Below are 14312 nucleotides of genomic sequence, written 5' to 3'. Positions count from 1 at the left end.
CGTCGATGACTGGCAGAAGAAGGGCCCGGCGCTCCAGCCCTCGCCGTAGGCGAGCCTTGTGACATCGTGCTGAACCTCGATCTGGCCCTCGGTGCCGGCAGCAATCCTCTGTTTGGCTGCATGCGCCAAAGATACCCAAGCGAAAAGAGGCAGACAGGCGGCGAGAACGAAAGCTTCAAGTGCGGGCGCGCGCGTGCATCGTGAAGCTTCCCTGTTGGACAACCATGGGTGTCGACAACGGCCGGAGGGTCTGCGCTACCGACCGCGCCGAAGCTCACATCGGCTCCCGGCTAGGGCGACAACGGCAAGCGATCAGACATCGAGGGCGGCACATTTTCGCGGCTTTTGGTCAGCCCGGAATGAAAAACCGGCCTGCCAGACAAGCTAGAACGAGTCACAAAATCGTGTGAATACCTTCCCCAAGGGAAGCTGTGACGGACTCGTTGGCAAATCTGTAACCATCTGACATCATTGCGATAAAGCGCTTGATCGCCTGTTCCCATGCAACCTTCGAAAACACCATTCTGTTGCCTTGCCGACACGGCTGGAACTTCGATCTCTGCGCCCCCCTACAAAAATTAATGGAAAATGATCAATTGGTGTTACCATCCGTAACAAAACAAAAAAGGTTTGGGCGGGATCGTGATTCGGATCGGCAGACGATCGCAGGAGTCAGTACCGGATAGACTACACGGCGGCGCCCCAGGGCTGTCGCATTTGACGCCGGTATCCTCGATGCGCAGTTTCTGGGGGCTGATGAAGGCCTACTGGTTGTCCGAGCGCTGGAAGGAAGCCTGGACCCTCACCGTGGTCATCGCGCTCCTGACGGCGCTCTCCAGCAAGGCCGGTGTCTGGTTTGCCGTGGCTTTGGGCGAGTTGGGCAATTCGATAGCCTTCTTCCACGATGCGGCAAACCCGAACCCGCTGGAGACAATTCTCACCAATGCCGGTGTACTGGTCTTGCTGGTCGTACTCAAGGATGCCGGCTTTACCGGCGTGCGCGGTCTTGTCTCCGCGACCTTGCACCGAAAGTGGCGTGGCTGGCTGAATAGCCAGTTCAATCAGGCTCTGCTCGACGGCAATCATACCCATTTCCATGCCCAGCATGGCTCGGCGGCAGGCGGCATCGTCGCGCCCGACAACATCGACCAGCGTATCCAGGAATCGATCAAGGACATGACCGGCGGGGCGATTGGTCTCGCCATGGGCGTTCTGGGTGTCGCGACCTCGCTCTACTTCATCGGCGAAAATCTGATTGGATCCTCGGTCGAGGTTAAGGGACTGGAGTTCCTCGGAAGTTATGGCAGCGCGGTACTGGCTTTCCTCGCCGTCGCCATTTACGTCCCGCTGAACACTTGGATCGCCGTCAAGCTTGGGCGCATGCTCGAGCGGCTCAATATCCGCATGCAGCAGGCCGAGGGCAGCTATCGCAGTGAACTGACGACATTCCTGCGCCGCAGCTTCCATGTCGCCGCCTCGCATGGCGAGGACGTGCAAAAGTCGATGCACGACAAGCTCTACGTGGATATCGACAAAACCTGGGGCAGGCTCAATGTCGTCAACAACAGCTACACGTCATTCGAGCTGATCTACAACTTCATTGGCGCCCGAATCGTCGCCTATGGTCCCGGCCTCGTGTCGTTCATCCACAACCGCTTGGACTACAAAGGCTACATCACCGGCTCTGAGATGGTCGCCCAACTGATCAGCCAGTGCTCGTGGTTCATCCATGTCATGCCGGCCATTGCCACTTTGCGCGCCAACAGCCAGCGTGTCACCGAACTGGCTAATGCGATCGAGAATGTTCAGCACCCGCAGGCATTCTACAGCCAGACCGGCCGTTCCGATTTCCACTATGCCAGCCAGAATCCGGTTTTCGGTCTGACCATCCAGAAGCTCGAACTGGCGCATCAGGGCGAGGACGCAACGCCGTTCGTCAGCGCTGCCAATTTGCGCTTCCGGCGTGGCGAGTGGACCTTCCTGAAGGGCGAATCCGGTTGTGGCAAAACCTCCCTGATCAAGGCGATCAATGGCCTTTGGCCCTATGGCCACGGCACCATCGTCTTCCCTGACGGGGTGAAGAGTTTCTATGCCGCCCAGGAGGTCAAGCTCCCGCAAGTGTCGCTGAAGCAGCTGGTCTGCCTGCCAGGCTCCGAACACGATCATGGCGATGCCCATGTTGCGTCGGCGCTGCACAAGGCCGGCCTTGGCGACTTCATCGAACAAATGGCCAATGAGAGCCGCGAGGGCAAGAGCTGGGACCAGGTCCTGTCCGGCGGCCAGAAACAGAAGCTGGTGGTAGCTCGCATCATCCTGCAGCAGCCGGGGCTGCTGTTCCTCGACGAGGCGACCGGTGCCCTCGACCCGGAGGGCAAGATCGCCTTCCATCAGGCGATCAAGGACAACTGTGCGGATGTGACGGTGATCAGCGTCATGCACGAAGCGGTGGCGCCAAGATCGGCCGCCGGCACCGAGTTCTACCACTCCATCGTCATGATCGCCGACGGCGTCGCCACCAAGAAGCCGCTGACGCCGACCTTGCCTGTAGAACTCACCACGATTCTCACCCAGCCACGGCCGGTCGAAGACAAATGGCTGCGCTTCTCGCGTCGGCTGAAGCAGAAATAACCGAGGTTTCACCGCGACTTGCCGGGCAGCACGGCAGTGGGCGATCACAGTCTCGCGATCGGAGCCATCTGGCACCGTTTTCTCCCTCACCGCGATTGACTCGGCAAGGCGCGCTCCTATGTTGCGCCGGCTTGCCGATAGTCAATCGCGAACCCGCAAGCGGAAAGGTCACCGCGCCATGCCTGGCGACAGTATCAGTCGAACGCAACCGCCGTCCGCCTAGACGTGACCTGAACGGTTCATGTCCTGCCGGACGGCAAGGAGTGAACCATGAACGATTTTTCCCCCGTAGCGGACGACGAGGCAGTCGCCATCGCCCGCATCCTTGCCAACGACCATGTCGCCGACGTAGTCGAGGCGCTCAACCATGAATCGCGCGAAACCGCGACCGATCTGCTTTGCGCCGTGCCCTTCGAGCGGCTGGTTGAGATTTTCGACCAGCCTGAACTCGAAAGCGCGCCCGAACTGGTCGAGGCCCTGCCTCGTCCCAAGGCAAGCAAGCTGCTCACCGCCATGTCTGTCGACCGTGCGGCCGACATCCTGCGCGAGCTCGATGAGCGGGAACGTTCCGAACTGCTCGGCGCGCTGGCGCCGCCGCTACGCGCGACCCTGCTTTCCATTCTCGGTTATCCCGAAGGCAGCGCCGCATCGATCATGACGACGGAGTTCGTCAGCGTGCCGTCGGACTGGACCGTCGGGCGCACGCTCGACTACATCCGCAAGGTCGAGCGGACGCGTGAGACCGTCTATGCGATCTACATCGTAGATCCGCAAACGCATCTGCTGGTGCGGTCGACCGGCCTGCGCCGGCTCATCACCGGCGAGCCGGACGACCCGATCCTGTCGGTGGCGCCGGACCGCGTGCCGGTCACGGTCACCCCGCTGACAGATCGTGAAACCCTGGCGCAGACGATCTCCAAATACGATCTGCTCGCGGTCCCCGTTGTCGACCACGGCAAAATCCTCGGCATCGTCACCATCGACGACATCATCGATACGATGATCGAGGAGACGACGGAGGACGTGCACCGCTTCGGCGGCATGGAGGCGCTCGACGAGCCCTATATGAAGATGAGCTTCCTCTCCATGATCAAGAAACGCGGCGGCTGGCTGTGCGCGCTGTTCATCAGCGAAATGCTGACCGCCAATGCCATGCAGAGCTACGAGGGTGAACTGGAGAAGGCGATCGTGCTGACGCTGTTCATTCCGTTGATCATGAGTTCAGGCGGCAATTCCGGCTCGCAGGCGACATCGCTTGTTATCCGGGCGCTGGCGCTGCGCGAGATCGGTCTTCGCGACTGGTGGCGGGTGGCGTTGCGCGAACTTCCCACCGGTCTCGTTCTGGGCGCCATGCTTGGCGTGGTCGGTATCGTCCGTATCGCGCTCTGGCAATATATGGGCTTCTATGACTATGGGCCGCATTGGCCGCTGATCGCCACGACCGTGGGTGCCGCACTGGTCGGCATCGTCACCTTCGGCTCCTTGTCGGGCTCGATGTTGCCGTTTGCCTTGAAACGGATCGGTTTCGATCCCGCCAGCGCATCGGCGCCGTTCGTCGCCACGCTGGTCGACGTCACCGGACTGGTGATCTATTTCTCGGTGGCGCTGGTCATCCTGCGCGGCACGCTGCTTTAGCAATCCTCCGCCGCTGGCAATCGCCGGCGGCGGCTTCCGCTGCTTCAGGCCTGTCTGCCATAGACGGCATCGCGCGGTGCGTCGGAGAACGTGCCAATCATGCCTGCGATGGCGATGCGTCCGCCAACCCCATGATCGAGCGGTGCCGAAAACGTGACGGACATGATCACTCCATTGACGGTCGAGCAAAAGTCAGACGCGCTGGCCGTCCTTCACGCGGTAGGTCGGTTTGTACATGGTGACGAGTTCTTCCGAGGCTGTCGGGTGCACGGCCATCGTGCGGTCGAAATCGTCCTTGGTCAGGCCGGCCTTCAGTGGAATGCCGAGCAACTGCGCCATTTCGCCGGCATCCGGTCCCAGAATGTGGGCGCCGAGCACTTTGCGGGAAGCGCCATCGACCACCAGCTTCATCAACATCTTCTCGTCGCGGCCCGACAGCGTATGCCGCATCGGCCGGAAGCTGGCGCGGTAGATTTCGATATCGGCGAACCGTTTGACGGCTTCGTCTTCAGACAGGCCGACCGTGCCGATTTCAGGCTGTGAGAAGACGGCGGTGGCGATCGTGTCGTGGTCGGGCGCGGTCGGGTTGTCCTTGAATGCCGTCTCGACGAAGCACATCGCCTCGTGGATCGCCACCGGAGTCAGCTGCACCCGGTTGGTGACGTCGCCGATCGCCCAGATGTTATCGACGTTGGCGCGGGAATAGTCGTCGACCTTGATCGCGCCTGCGGCGGTCATTTCGATGCCGATGCCTTCCAGGCCCATATTCTCGGTGTTGGGGACGCGCCCGATGGCGAGCATGACCTGGTCCACCGTCAGCGTCTGGCCGCTGGTGAGATGGGCGTCGAGCCGTCCGTCCGGCCGCTTGCGCACCCATTCGCTCACCGCGTGGCAGAGTATTTTGATCCCCTTCTTCTCCATGGTTTCGTGCAACGTGCGGCGCAGATCCATGTCGAAGCGACTGAGAATCTCCTTGCCGCGGTAGACCAGCGTGGTGTCGACGCCAAGGCCGTGGAAGATGTTGGCGAACTCGACCGCGATATAGCCGCCGCCCTCGATCATGATCGCCTTTGGCAGTTCCTTGAGATCGAAGGCTTCATTGGAGAAGATGCAGTGTTCGTGGCCGGGAAGTGCTGGATGCGCCGCCGGGCGGCCGCCGGTGGCGATCAGGATCTGGTCGGCGGTGACGGTGCGGTCCCCGTCCAGGAGATGCACCACATGCGGGTCGATGATCATCGCCCGCGAATGAAAGGTCTCGCCGCCGGAGCCCTCGACATTCTTCTTGTAGATCGCCTCCAGGCGGGCAATCTCGCGATCCTTGTTGGCTACCAGCGTCTGCCAGTTGAAACTGGCTTCCGGCACCGTCCAGCCATAGCCGGCCGCGTCGGCGAAATGCTCCGGAAATTGCGAGGCGTAGACATAGAGCTTCTTTGGCACGCAGCCCCTGATGACGCAGGTGCCGCCAAAGCGGTATTCCTCGGCGATGCCGACACGCTTGCCGAGTGCAGCGGCGACACGCGCCGCCCTCACCCCGCCGGAGCCGCCGCCGATGACGAAGAGATCGTAGTCGTAACCGGCCATGACACGGCTCCTTGAACGTCGGAAAATGTGAGTGACAGGTAGGCCGCCAACCGCCAAAAGAAAAGCCCGGACAAGCCGGGCTTCGCAGATGGCCGCAAGGCCGCATTTGAAAAGGCAGGATCAGTTCTGCGTGTCGTCGGCGGGAGCCGAACCATCGGCTGGCGCGGCGCCATCGGCCGGAGCCGCATTGTCGGCCGGCGCGGCGCCATCAGCGGGCGCAGGGGCAGCCGGCGCCGCCGGAGCCGCGGCCTTGGCGGCCGCCGCCAGCGTTTCACCGACCTGCTGGGCGAGATCACGGGCGACGCCGTTTTGCCAGATGTCGGCTGCCTTGACCAAATCACGTGTCACGGTCGGGCCGCTGTCGAGCAGCTTCTTGCCGGAGTCGGAGCTGTAGAAGGCCGCGATTTCGTTGAGTTCCTTCTCGGAAAACACCTTCGCATAGGCGAGAGCGGCTTCCTTTTCGAGATCCGCGCGCCGCGATGCCATCGCCAGAGCCTTCTCGTTGATGGTCTTGCCGATCAGCTCCTGCATGTCCGGGTTCTTCTGGATGAGCTGCGATTCGAGCGCGGCGGCTGCTTGCGGCAGGATGTTGTCGAACGGGTCGGTCGCATGGATTGCCGTGACGGCCGCCCGGGCCGCCTTCAGGTGCGATTCGGTGACGTCCTGCGAGAACGCCGGCGACGACAAGGCGAAAACGGCCGAAGCCGCCAGAACGACGCAAAGGCCGCGAACCCGGTTATGCAACATCATGATCGGTAGAACTCCCTGGTTTTCGGGCGGCATGGACGGTTTGGATGCCGTCGCCGCCGGCGATGACGGCCGCTGACGCCAGCCCGATGAAAAGACCATGCTCGACCACGCCCGGAATGGCATGGAGAGCATTCGAAAGCGCTCTTGTATCCGGAATGCGGCCAAAAGATGCATCGAGGATAAAATGGCCGCCGTCTGTAACAAAAGCCTGGCCTCCCGTCATCCTCAATGTAATGGGACCGGAAAGGCCGAGACCTGCCGCCGCCGCGGCCACCGCGATCTCGGTGGCGCGCAAGCCGAACTGGTTGACTTCGATTGGCAGTGGAAATCGGCCGAGTGTCTCGACCATCTTCGACCGGTCGGCGATGACGATCATGCGTTGCGAGGCCGCGGCCACGATCTTCTCGCGCAGCAGCGCGCCGCCGCCGCCCTTGATCAGCGTCAGCTCCGGGTCCACCTCGTCGGCGCCGTCCACGGTAAGATCGAGCTCGGGCGTTTCCTCCAGCGTCGACAGCGGCACGCCAAGCTCGCGGCAAAGTGCTGCGGTGCGTTCCGAAGTCGGCACGCCGATGACGGTCATGCCGGTAGCGACCTTGTCGGCGAGCAGCCGCACGAACTCTTCCGCCGTGGTGCCGGTGCCGATGCCGAGCCGCATGCCGTCTCTGACATGGGCAAGGGCGGCCCGCGCGGCCTCGACCTTCAACTGTCTTGCATCCATGCCGATTGCTGCCCCGGAACCTGATGCATGTCGCCCAAAAGTGATCTCGGTTTTGGGAAAACGGCATGCATGAAACAAAGGACCAAAGCGCATCGCATGCGTCGGTTTCGACGCGACGCGCTTTGGAGTTTGGGCTCCTAGCATTTTTGCCGGCCGGGTCAAAGCATTTGGGCGGGCCTGTCCACCGGCGTGCTTGCCTTGACGCGCCGCAGCCGCTATCGCCTGCCGATGCACAAACCTGCGCAGGATGGATCATGACCCGCCCGATCATCGTGTTCGACCTCGACGGAACGCTGATCGACACGGCGCCGGACCTGCTCGACAGCCTCAACCACAGCCTGGCCGCCAGCAAGCTCGCGGCCGTCGACGAGGCCGGCTTCAAGCGCTTCGTCGGCCATGGCGGGCGGGTGATGATAGAGCGGGCGCATGCCGCCCAGCAGCGCTCGCTCGATGTCGCCGAGCACGACCGGCTGCTAAAACTGTTCCTCGATCATTACACCGACAACATTCCCGGCAAATCGCGCCCCTACCCCGGCGTGATCGAGGCCATCGCACGCTTCGAGAAGGCCGGCTATCTCCTGGCTGTCTGCACAAACAAATACGAAGCCAACTCGCTGGCGCTGATCGACGCGCTCGGCCTGACCTCGCATTTCGCCGCGATCGCCGGACAGGACACGTTCGCCTTCCGCAAACCCGACCCGCGCCATCTGATCGAGACCATCAATCTTGCCGGAGGCGATCCGCACCGCGCCCTGATGGTCGGCGATTCGCAAACCGACATCGACACCGCCAAGGCGGCCGGCATTCCTGTGGTGGCCGTCGATTTCGGCTACACCGACCGGCATGTGCGCGAATTCGAACCCTCGGCGGTGATTTCGCATTTCAACGCGCTGACCGTGGATCTGGCGGAGCGGCTGATCCATGCCGCGGGGCATTGAACGGAAAGCAACGGGAAATCCCGTCGGGAAGGTCCCGAAATGGCGCAGAATCCGATCTCAGTAAGAACGCCGGACAGCGCCTTGACTTAACCGGCCGGCCTCCCTTATATCGCGGCTCGCTTGGCCTTCGGGCAACGAGCGGGCGATTAGCTCAGCGGGAGAGCACACCCTTCACACGGGTGGGGTCGCAGGTTCAATCCCTGCATCGCCCACCATTTTCATTCCGGAAATCCCAGGGCAGCTAGTGGCGCAAATCGGTCGACGGGTTCGCCGCGCCTTCCAGATACGGAACAAATCCGAGTGCCAGCGAGTTTCTTTCAATCGCAACTTGAGGGAAAACCATGTCCAGATTGCTGCTGTCGACAAGCGTCGCCGTTTTTCTCTCCGCCGCGCCGGCCCTTGCCGCGGATGAAGCTCCATTGCCGCCGCAAAATGCCAAGAAGCTGTCGGAAATCCTCGCCAAGGTCGAGCAGCGCGACGGCTTTCGCTACGTGAAGGAAGTCGACTGGGACAAGGATGCCTACGTCGTCACCTACTACACGTCGGACAAGGCGAAGGTTGAAATCACCTATGATCCGGTGACGGCCGAGCCCAAATAAGGCCGCCAGAACACGTCTACGTCAGGCGGATATGCCCGTTCTATCCGGAGACGGGTCGACGCCAGTCGGACGCCGCAAAATATCCATTGTTGGAGTATGATATCCCTGTCCGGCGCCGGGCAGCGCCTTGGGCAATGCGGTTGGCTTGGGGGCATCCATGCGGTTTTCCGTTCGAACCGATGTCATGCTCTTCCTCGCCATCATCGTTGGCGGCGGTGTGCTTGAGGCTTCTCCGGCCTTGGCCGAAGGGCCGTCCTTTGATTGCAGCAAGGCCAACCTGCCGGCGGAAAAGGCGATCTGCGCCGATCCTCAGCTGTCCGCCATCGATCTCTTGGTTTCTCAGGCCTACAAGGGTTTCGAGCCGGCATTCGGCGGCGACAAGCGCAAGATCGCCCGCGGACTGATGGCCGACCGCAACGCCTGCAAGAGCGATACCGCCTGCATCGTCAGCGCGCTGAACAACGCCTTGCAGACCTACGGCAATGCGCCGTCCTGGGTGCAGGACTACAATATCGCGCTGATCGGCAAGAAGGCGCTGGATGCCGCGGCACGCAACCCCGGCAACAGGGATCAGCCCCTGCCCTCGGCCGTCGGGCAATGTGCGTCCACGCACATCAAGACGCTCACCACCCGGCTTGGCGACGATCCGCTGGAGACGGCCACGCCCGACGCGGGTAGCGCAGCAACCTTCACCAATGGCGGCGGAGCCGTCTCCTACGATCGCGAGCCAGGTCTCGCCGCCTCGAAGGTCGGCGAACCCGTCGAGATGTGCCTGATCGCGATTCCCAGGGACTGCCCCAAGGACGACGATCGTGGCCGTGTCTATTATTCCCTCGACCTCGTCGCCAAGGGCAGCTGGGCCCTGCCGGACTCCGAACATCTGTGCGGCGGCGCCTGATCGGTCCTGCCTCGTGGTTCACGACAGCCCGCCGAAGCGGCCGCTCTGTACGTGCCCTTGCGCCGGACCGGCTTTGATGGCTGATTGAAAGGGTAACTGCGCCGATCGGGGGATGGGCATGGCGACGGCAAAACACGTCCTAAAGCGTCTGTTGATGATGTTTGCCGGCTACCTCGTGGCCGTGCTGGTTGGCCTGATTGCCGTGGTTGCAATCTATGCCGCGCTCAGTTCCTTACCCAATGCGCCGGAGTATTTCAGTTTCTTCGTCGTCACCCCGATCGCGGCGCTGGTGGTGCCGCCGCTCGGCATGTTCATCTATTTCCTGACGATCGTCGTCACCGGGATGCAGACGCTGATTTTCGCGCTGATCGCCGAATTCTTTTCGCTGCGCAATTTTCTCATGCACATGGTCTTCGGCGCTGCCGCCGCTGCCTGCGGCTTCTTTCTGATCTGGTCGAGTTCGGCGGAAGACCTGGATCCGGCGCGTTGGGCCGACATCGGCATCATCGCTGCCGCCGGCCTGGTCGCCGGGCTCGTCTACTGGCTGATCGCAGGGCGGGACGCCGGCTTCCGGCGCCCCGTTGTCGCAGCATTGACCTATTAGCTGGAGGGCGAGCGCACCGCCTCGGTCGCGTCAAGCGCCTGCTTCAGCCGCGAATCGCGATCATAGACGTCGTTGAAATACTCGACCTTGCCGGACATGTCGGGCCACGCGGTGAAATAGGCGACATAGACCGGAATCGTGCGCGTCACATTCTCGGTCGAATGTCCGTGCTTCAGCTTCTCGGCTATATAGTCGACCGAGGTGCCGAGCACAGCCGCCGCCATGCCGCGCGGATCCTGCAGGCGCACGCAGCCATGGCTGAGCGCGCGCATATCCTGCTTGAAGAACGATTTCTGCGGGGTGTCGTGCATGTAGATGGCATGCTTGTTGGGGAACAGGATCTTCAGTTCGCCCAGCGCATTGGCCTCGCTCGGCTGCTGGCGCACATTATAGGGAATGTTGGCGCCATAGGCGCCCCAGTTGACCGCCGACGAGGGAATGCGCTTGCCGCGCGAATCCGTCACCTCGTAGCCGGCACGGTCGAGATAGCCCGGATCGCTGCGCAGCCTAGGCAGCATCTCGTTGACGATGATCGACTGCGGCACGCCCCAATAGGGGTGGAAATCAACCTGCTTGATCTGGTCGTAGAAGAACGCGGTCTGGTTGGTGACCCGGCCGACGACGGCGCGTGTCTTCAACTGCTCCTGGCCATTGTCGATGTAGCTCGCGGTGAACGCCGGCTGGTTGATGAAGACACGCGGGCTGCCGAGATCGGAAGGCAGCCAGCGCAGTTCCTCCAGCGCCACTTGCACCTTGAGCAGCCTATCGGCCTTCGACGTGCCGGCCAGCAAGGCGACGGTTCGCGGACCGATGACGCCGTCACCCTTCATGCCTTCCTTCACCTGCACCGCCTTGATGAGCGGAACGAGCTCGGGCACGTAGACCTCGCTGGTCGCCAGCCGCGACAGCAGCTCGCCATAGGTGCCGCCCATCTCGTCATCGAGATTGCGCGAGATCAGCGACAAGAGCTTCGGCAATTCGGGGCTTGTCTGGCCCGGCTTCAGCAGCAGCTTGGGATCGACGACGATCTCGTTCTCCGCACTCGCCTGCAGCGCCTCCAGCTCGACGCGCAGCGCCTGATATTCCGCGTTCTGCGGATGCCGCGATTCGAGATAGGTACGCACTTCCTGCGTATGCGCCAGTGTCTTCAGCACGCCGACCATGTCGATCGGCTTGGCCGGGAAATCATAGTAGCCGGTCATCCGGTTGGGTTCGACACGGCCGCTCTGGGCGTCGTGGGCGTAGCGCAGGACGCGCGCCGACAGCGCCATCTCGAAGCGCACCAGTTCCCTGAGCTTTGTCGCGTCGTCCGACGACGACGTCGCTGCCGGCACATCGACCGTGTAGTCGGCGGGCGTGAGCCCGTAGCTTGCGGCCTCGCCAAGCACCCGCACCGCGTCCTGAGCGCGATTGTTGAGGCTGGTTCCGGTCACCCAGATGAAGTCCGGATTGGCCGAATAATAGGCGATCAGTGCCTTGGCGATGTCGGGCTCGGCATAGAGTTCGTAGTCGCTGAGACTGGCAATGGCGTCGTGAAAAGCGGCTCCCGTGGCCGACGGAACGAACGCTGCGTCCTGCGGCGCTGCCGCCTGGGGCGCGGCGGACAGCGTCGAGAAGTCGACGCGCACCAGCTTGTCGGCCTTGTAGGTGTAGTAGGACGGGCTGCTGATCTTTACGCCGCCACCACCGCCAGCGGCCGGGGCTTTGGGTCTATGCTTGGGCGGCGGAGGCGGAAACTCGCCTTGCGGCTCATGCCTTATGCCGCCGCCGAACAACATGTCGAAAAGCCCTTGCGCGCCGGCCTGGGGCGCGCCGAGGGCGAGCGTTGCCGCGATCGCCATCAGCGGCATGGCGGTTGCTTTTTTACCGAGGAATTTCATGGATCACCCGCTCCGGCCGCAACCGGTTCCCGTTCCGCACGCTAGACCGTCTCGCTCACCGCATGGCGGATGTAAGGCGCGACTATACCGATTCATACCGATTTCGTTAAGCTTTCATAAATTTCGGGACGCCTGTTGCAGAACGGTTTCACAACATCGTGACGGCGGGAGCGCGGGTGTTTTGCTCTCGCCTCAGGAACCCCAGAGAAATCAGGCGTTGGCGCCGCCATCGATGGTGAATGCGGCGCCGGTCACGAAACGTCCCTCCGGACCGGCGAGCCAGGCGACCATGCCGGCGATATCGTCGGAGTTGCCGAATCGCGGCGTCGCCATCTTCTGGCGCTGGTGTTCGGCATGCAGTCCATCCGCCGGGTTCGCCGAGGTCTGCATCAGGATCCAACCAGGGCCTGGTCCGCGCCGACCTGCGCCGCCGCCGCGCCGAGAACCATTCCGCCTTGCGGAGGCGTCTCGAGCGGGGTGTTGCCGAAGGCGAGTTGCCTGCCGGCTTCGATTGCCATGCCGTGGCCACCTTTTACGCCACGGTGCAGCACGGCATGTCGATCCAGGCGCGCGACGGCGCTTCGTGCAGCGCGCTGATGGCCACGGTCACTGGTGCGATGGCCGCGTGGCAAACGCTGGCGGCCACCGACAGCGCGTGACAAACGCCGGCCATTGTGCTCGAAATTCCAAAGAAAAAGCCGAGGCGTGGGTCGGGAGGAAAAGGTGAAAAAGGGGTATCGCGAACTGCTGGACGAGGCCAACGCCGAGATCGAGGTGGTTTCGCCGGAAGAAGCGGCCGGGTTGCTCGAGGACGAGGGCACGATCTTCGTCGACCTGCGCGACCCGCGCGAGGTCGAACGCGATGGCAGGATCCCCGGCGCCGAACATGTCACACGTGGCATGCTGGAATTCTGGATCGATCCCGAAAGCCCGTATCACAAGCCGTTCTTCGCCTCTGGCAAGAGCTTTGTCTTCTTCTGTGCCGGCGGCTGGCGTTCGGCGCTGGCCACGAAGACGGCGCAAGATATGGGACTGTCGCCCGTCAAGCATATCCTGGGCGGCTATACCGCCTGGAAGGCGGCGGGACTGCCGGTCGAACCCGGCGACAAGAAGAAGTAGCCCAGCCCCGGCTCAATGCAGCAATGACGGCTCGCGATGCTCCGCGACGAAGGCAACGGCGCGTTCGACAACGCCCTTGTCGGCGAGGATACGGCGGTGACCGAGACCGTCGGCCCAGTGCAACCGCACATGACCGCCGGCCCCGGCGTAGCGTTTCGCGTGCTCGGCCGGCACTTCGCGGTCATCCGGCGCATGGATCACCAGCGTCGGCACCGGCGCCTGGGCGAGTTGTCGGTCGCCGGTGAATTCATGCAGCGGCCGGCCGGACAGATGTTGCACACGGTCCGCCATGGCGACCTGCGAACGCGGCCCGACATTGAGCAGGCGGCTGAAGTCGGCGAAGATCGCCGGCAAGGAGCTTGGTGCCGCGATCAGCACCAGACGTCCGGCCCCCAGCGGTGGAATGTTCTTGACCGAACCGGCAATGGCATTGGCGGCGACAGCGCCACCGAAAGAATGCCCCACCGCCGCGACAAACGGGCCGAACCATTCGCCGGCGACCCCTACGGCTTCGACCGCATTGACCATGTTGAGGTGCCGGCCCTGCGAATGGCCGTGGCCCGGCAGATCAAGCGAAACCACCCTGTAGCCGGCCGAGCGATAGCCCTCGATCAAGGCGCGCATGTATTCCGTGCGCGAACGCCAGCCGTGAACGACAAGCACGGTACCAAGAGCCTCCCTGCCCGGCTCCGGCCGAAATTCGTGCACCATCACGCAGCCGGTCCTGGTCTTCAGCCGATGATGGCGCGCCTCGGTCATGAACTCCGCGGCGCGGCCGATGGCGCGGCGCTCGCCGTCGGTCAGCGTCCTTGCGCTTGGCGTGCGGCAGAACAGCTCGAATGCCGCGCGCCCGCTGATGCGCGGCGCAATATGTTCGGCCGCACCAAATACGCTCCGGATGACCTTCAGCCCGATTGATGCCATAGTGAGAATCCATCCATACGTTCAAGCGTGAACATAAT

At 62.7% G+C, this 14312-nt stretch carries 14 protein-coding genes, 1 tRNA gene and 1 pseudogene; 9 read left to right on the top strand and 7 right to left on the bottom strand.

The features are described 5' to 3' along the window. Positions 1 to 735: 735 nt before the first annotated feature. On the top strand, positions 736 to 2628 hold the full coding sequence (locus EB233_RS19515; RefSeq protein WP_027054193.1) for an ABC transporter ATP-binding protein/permease: 1893 nt from the start codon (positions 736 to 738) through the stop codon (positions 2626 to 2628). A gap of 270 nt (positions 2629 to 2898) precedes the next feature. Next, the gene (gene mgtE / locus EB233_RS19510) at positions 2899 to 4263 is read left to right on the top strand and encodes a magnesium transporter (RefSeq protein ID WP_064988691.1); all 1365 of its coding nucleotides are present in this window, start codon (positions 2899 to 2901) and stop codon (positions 4261 to 4263) included. Between the two features lie 192 nt (positions 4264 to 4455). Here the strand turns inward: mgtE and gor are convergent, their stop codons facing one another. The 3 genes from gor to rpiA form a co-directional block, all read right to left on the bottom strand. Continuing rightward, positions 4456 to 5844 (bottom strand): glutathione-disulfide reductase, encoded by a 1389-nt coding sequence (gene gor / locus EB233_RS19505; RefSeq protein WP_064988690.1) that lies wholly within the window; start codon positions 5842 to 5844, stop codon positions 4456 to 4458. A gap of 120 nt (positions 5845 to 5964) precedes the next feature. Next, positions 5965 to 6594: a DUF2059 domain-containing protein gene (locus tag EB233_RS19500; protein ID WP_032917641.1), complete on the bottom strand. Its 630-nt coding sequence runs from the start codon at positions 6592 to 6594 to the stop codon at positions 5965 to 5967. Beyond that, positions 6581 to 7312: a ribose-5-phosphate isomerase RpiA gene (gene rpiA, locus EB233_RS19495; RefSeq protein ID WP_064988689.1), complete on the bottom strand. Its 732-nt coding sequence runs from the start codon at positions 7310 to 7312 to the stop codon at positions 6581 to 6583. The genes EB233_RS19500 and rpiA overlap by 14 nt, the downstream gene beginning before the upstream one ends. 254 nt (positions 7313 to 7566) lie before the next feature. On the opposite strand from rpiA, the gene EB233_RS19490 reads away from it, so the two are divergent. The 5 genes from EB233_RS19490 (at position 7567) to EB233_RS19470 (ending at position 10351) form a co-directional block, all read left to right on the top strand. After that, the gene (locus EB233_RS19490; RefSeq protein WP_027054189.1) at positions 7567 to 8250 is read left to right on the top strand and encodes a phosphoglycolate phosphatase; all 684 of its coding nucleotides are present in this window, start codon (positions 7567 to 7569) and stop codon (positions 8248 to 8250) included. Between the two features lie 140 nt (positions 8251 to 8390). Next, positions 8391 to 8465 (top strand) — tRNA-Val (locus EB233_RS19485). A 126-nt stretch (positions 8466 to 8591) separates the two neighbouring features. Continuing rightward, a complete protein-coding gene (locus EB233_RS19480) occupies positions 8592 to 8849 on the top strand; it encodes a PepSY domain-containing protein (RefSeq protein WP_064988688.1) in 258 nt (85 codons plus the stop codon). Between the two features lie 157 nt (positions 8850 to 9006). Continuing rightward, a complete protein-coding gene (locus EB233_RS19475) occupies positions 9007 to 9747 on the top strand; it encodes a lysozyme inhibitor LprI family protein (RefSeq protein ID WP_064988687.1) in 741 nt (246 codons plus the stop codon). Between the two features lie 112 nt (positions 9748 to 9859). Next, complete coding sequence (locus tag EB233_RS19470; RefSeq protein WP_064988686.1) at positions 9860 to 10351, top strand: hypothetical protein; 492 nt, start codon at positions 9860 to 9862, stop codon at positions 10349 to 10351. Here the strand turns inward: EB233_RS19470 and EB233_RS19465 are convergent. The 3 genes and pseudogenes from EB233_RS19465 to EB233_RS32340 all read right to left on the bottom strand — a co-directional run bounded on the left by EB233_RS19465 (position 10348) and on the right by EB233_RS32340 (position 12749). Next, on the bottom strand, positions 10348 to 12231 hold the full coding sequence (locus EB233_RS19465) for a L,D-transpeptidase family protein (protein ID WP_064988685.1): 1884 nt from the start codon (positions 12229 to 12231) through the stop codon (positions 10348 to 10350). The two genes, EB233_RS19470 and EB233_RS19465, sit on opposite strands and share 4 nt — an antisense overlap. A gap of 210 nt (positions 12232 to 12441) precedes the next feature. Next, positions 12442 to 12615, bottom strand: a pseudogene (locus EB233_RS19460) (SDR family oxidoreductase); the annotation flags it as partial. Positions 12616 to 12620: 5 nt separating this feature from the next. After that, positions 12621 to 12749, bottom strand: coding sequence for a hypothetical protein (locus EB233_RS32340; protein ID WP_425487711.1), 129 nt, complete (start codon positions 12747 to 12749; stop codon positions 12621 to 12623). A 3-nt stretch (positions 12750 to 12752) separates the two neighbouring features. Here EB233_RS32340 and EB233_RS32335 point away from each other — a divergent pair, with 3 nt between their 5' ends. Together EB233_RS32335 and EB233_RS19450 are read left to right on the top strand one after the other, a co-directional pair. Continuing rightward, positions 12753 to 12890: a hypothetical protein gene (locus EB233_RS32335; protein ID WP_425487710.1), complete on the top strand. Its 138-nt coding sequence runs from the start codon at positions 12753 to 12755 to the stop codon at positions 12888 to 12890. Positions 12891 to 12954: 64 nt separating this feature from the next. Beyond that, positions 12955 to 13350, top strand: a complete 396-nt coding sequence (locus EB233_RS19450; protein ID WP_064988857.1) for a rhodanese-like domain-containing protein — start codon at positions 12955 to 12957, stop codon at positions 13348 to 13350. 12 nt (positions 13351 to 13362) lie between these two features. Here the strand turns inward: EB233_RS19450 and EB233_RS19445 are convergent, their stop codons facing one another. Continuing rightward, a complete protein-coding gene (locus tag EB233_RS19445) occupies positions 13363 to 14274 on the bottom strand; it encodes an alpha/beta hydrolase (RefSeq protein WP_064988684.1) in 912 nt (303 codons plus the stop codon). Positions 14275 to 14312: the final 38 nt, after the last annotated feature.

Source organism: Mesorhizobium erdmanii (assembly GCF_013170725.1).
Taxonomy (GTDB): domain Bacteria; phylum Pseudomonadota; class Alphaproteobacteria; order Rhizobiales; family Rhizobiaceae; genus Mesorhizobium; species Mesorhizobium erdmanii.
The sequence above is the reverse complement of the archived record's forward strand: the minus strand, read 5'-3'. Positions and strand labels throughout refer to the sequence as shown.

What these genes read in the sequence shown, in the direction of transcription:
- EB233_RS19515 (WP_027054193.1), top strand. Translation starts at nt 736, where the DNA reads ATGCGCAGTTTCTGGGGGCTGATGAAGGCCTACTGGTTGTCCGAGCGC.
- mgtE (WP_064988691.1), top strand. Translation starts at nt 2,899, where the DNA reads ATGAACGATTTTTCCCCCGTAGCGGACGACGAGGCAGTCGCCATCGCC.
- gor (WP_064988690.1), bottom strand. Translation starts at nt 5,844, where the DNA reads ATGGCCGGTTACGACTACGATCTCTTCGTCATCGGCGGCGGCTCCGGC.
- EB233_RS19500 (WP_032917641.1), bottom strand. Translation starts at nt 6,594, where the DNA reads ATGATGTTGCATAACCGGGTTCGCGGCCTTTGCGTCGTTCTGGCGGCT.
- rpiA (WP_064988689.1), bottom strand. Translation starts at nt 7,312, where the DNA reads ATGGATGCAAGACAGTTGAAGGTCGAGGCCGCGCGGGCCGCCCTTGCC.
- EB233_RS19490 (WP_027054189.1), top strand. Translation starts at nt 7,567, where the DNA reads ATGACCCGCCCGATCATCGTGTTCGACCTCGACGGAACGCTGATCGAC.
- EB233_RS19480 (WP_064988688.1), top strand. Translation starts at nt 8,592, where the DNA reads ATGTCCAGATTGCTGCTGTCGACAAGCGTCGCCGTTTTTCTCTCCGCC.
- EB233_RS19475 (WP_064988687.1), top strand. Translation starts at nt 9,007, where the DNA reads ATGCGGTTTTCCGTTCGAACCGATGTCATGCTCTTCCTCGCCATCATC.
- EB233_RS19470 (WP_064988686.1), top strand. Translation starts at nt 9,860, where the DNA reads ATGGGCATGGCGACGGCAAAACACGTCCTAAAGCGTCTGTTGATGATG.
- EB233_RS19465 (WP_064988685.1), bottom strand. Translation starts at nt 12,231, where the DNA reads ATGAAATTCCTCGGTAAAAAAGCAACCGCCATGCCGCTGATGGCGATC.
- EB233_RS32340 (WP_425487711.1), bottom strand. Translation starts at nt 12,749, where the DNA reads ATGGCAATCGAAGCCGGCAGGCAACTCGCCTTCGGCAACACCCCGCTC.
- EB233_RS19445 (WP_064988684.1), bottom strand. Translation starts at nt 14,274, where the DNA reads ATGGCATCAATCGGGCTGAAGGTCATCCGGAGCGTATTTGGTGCGGCC.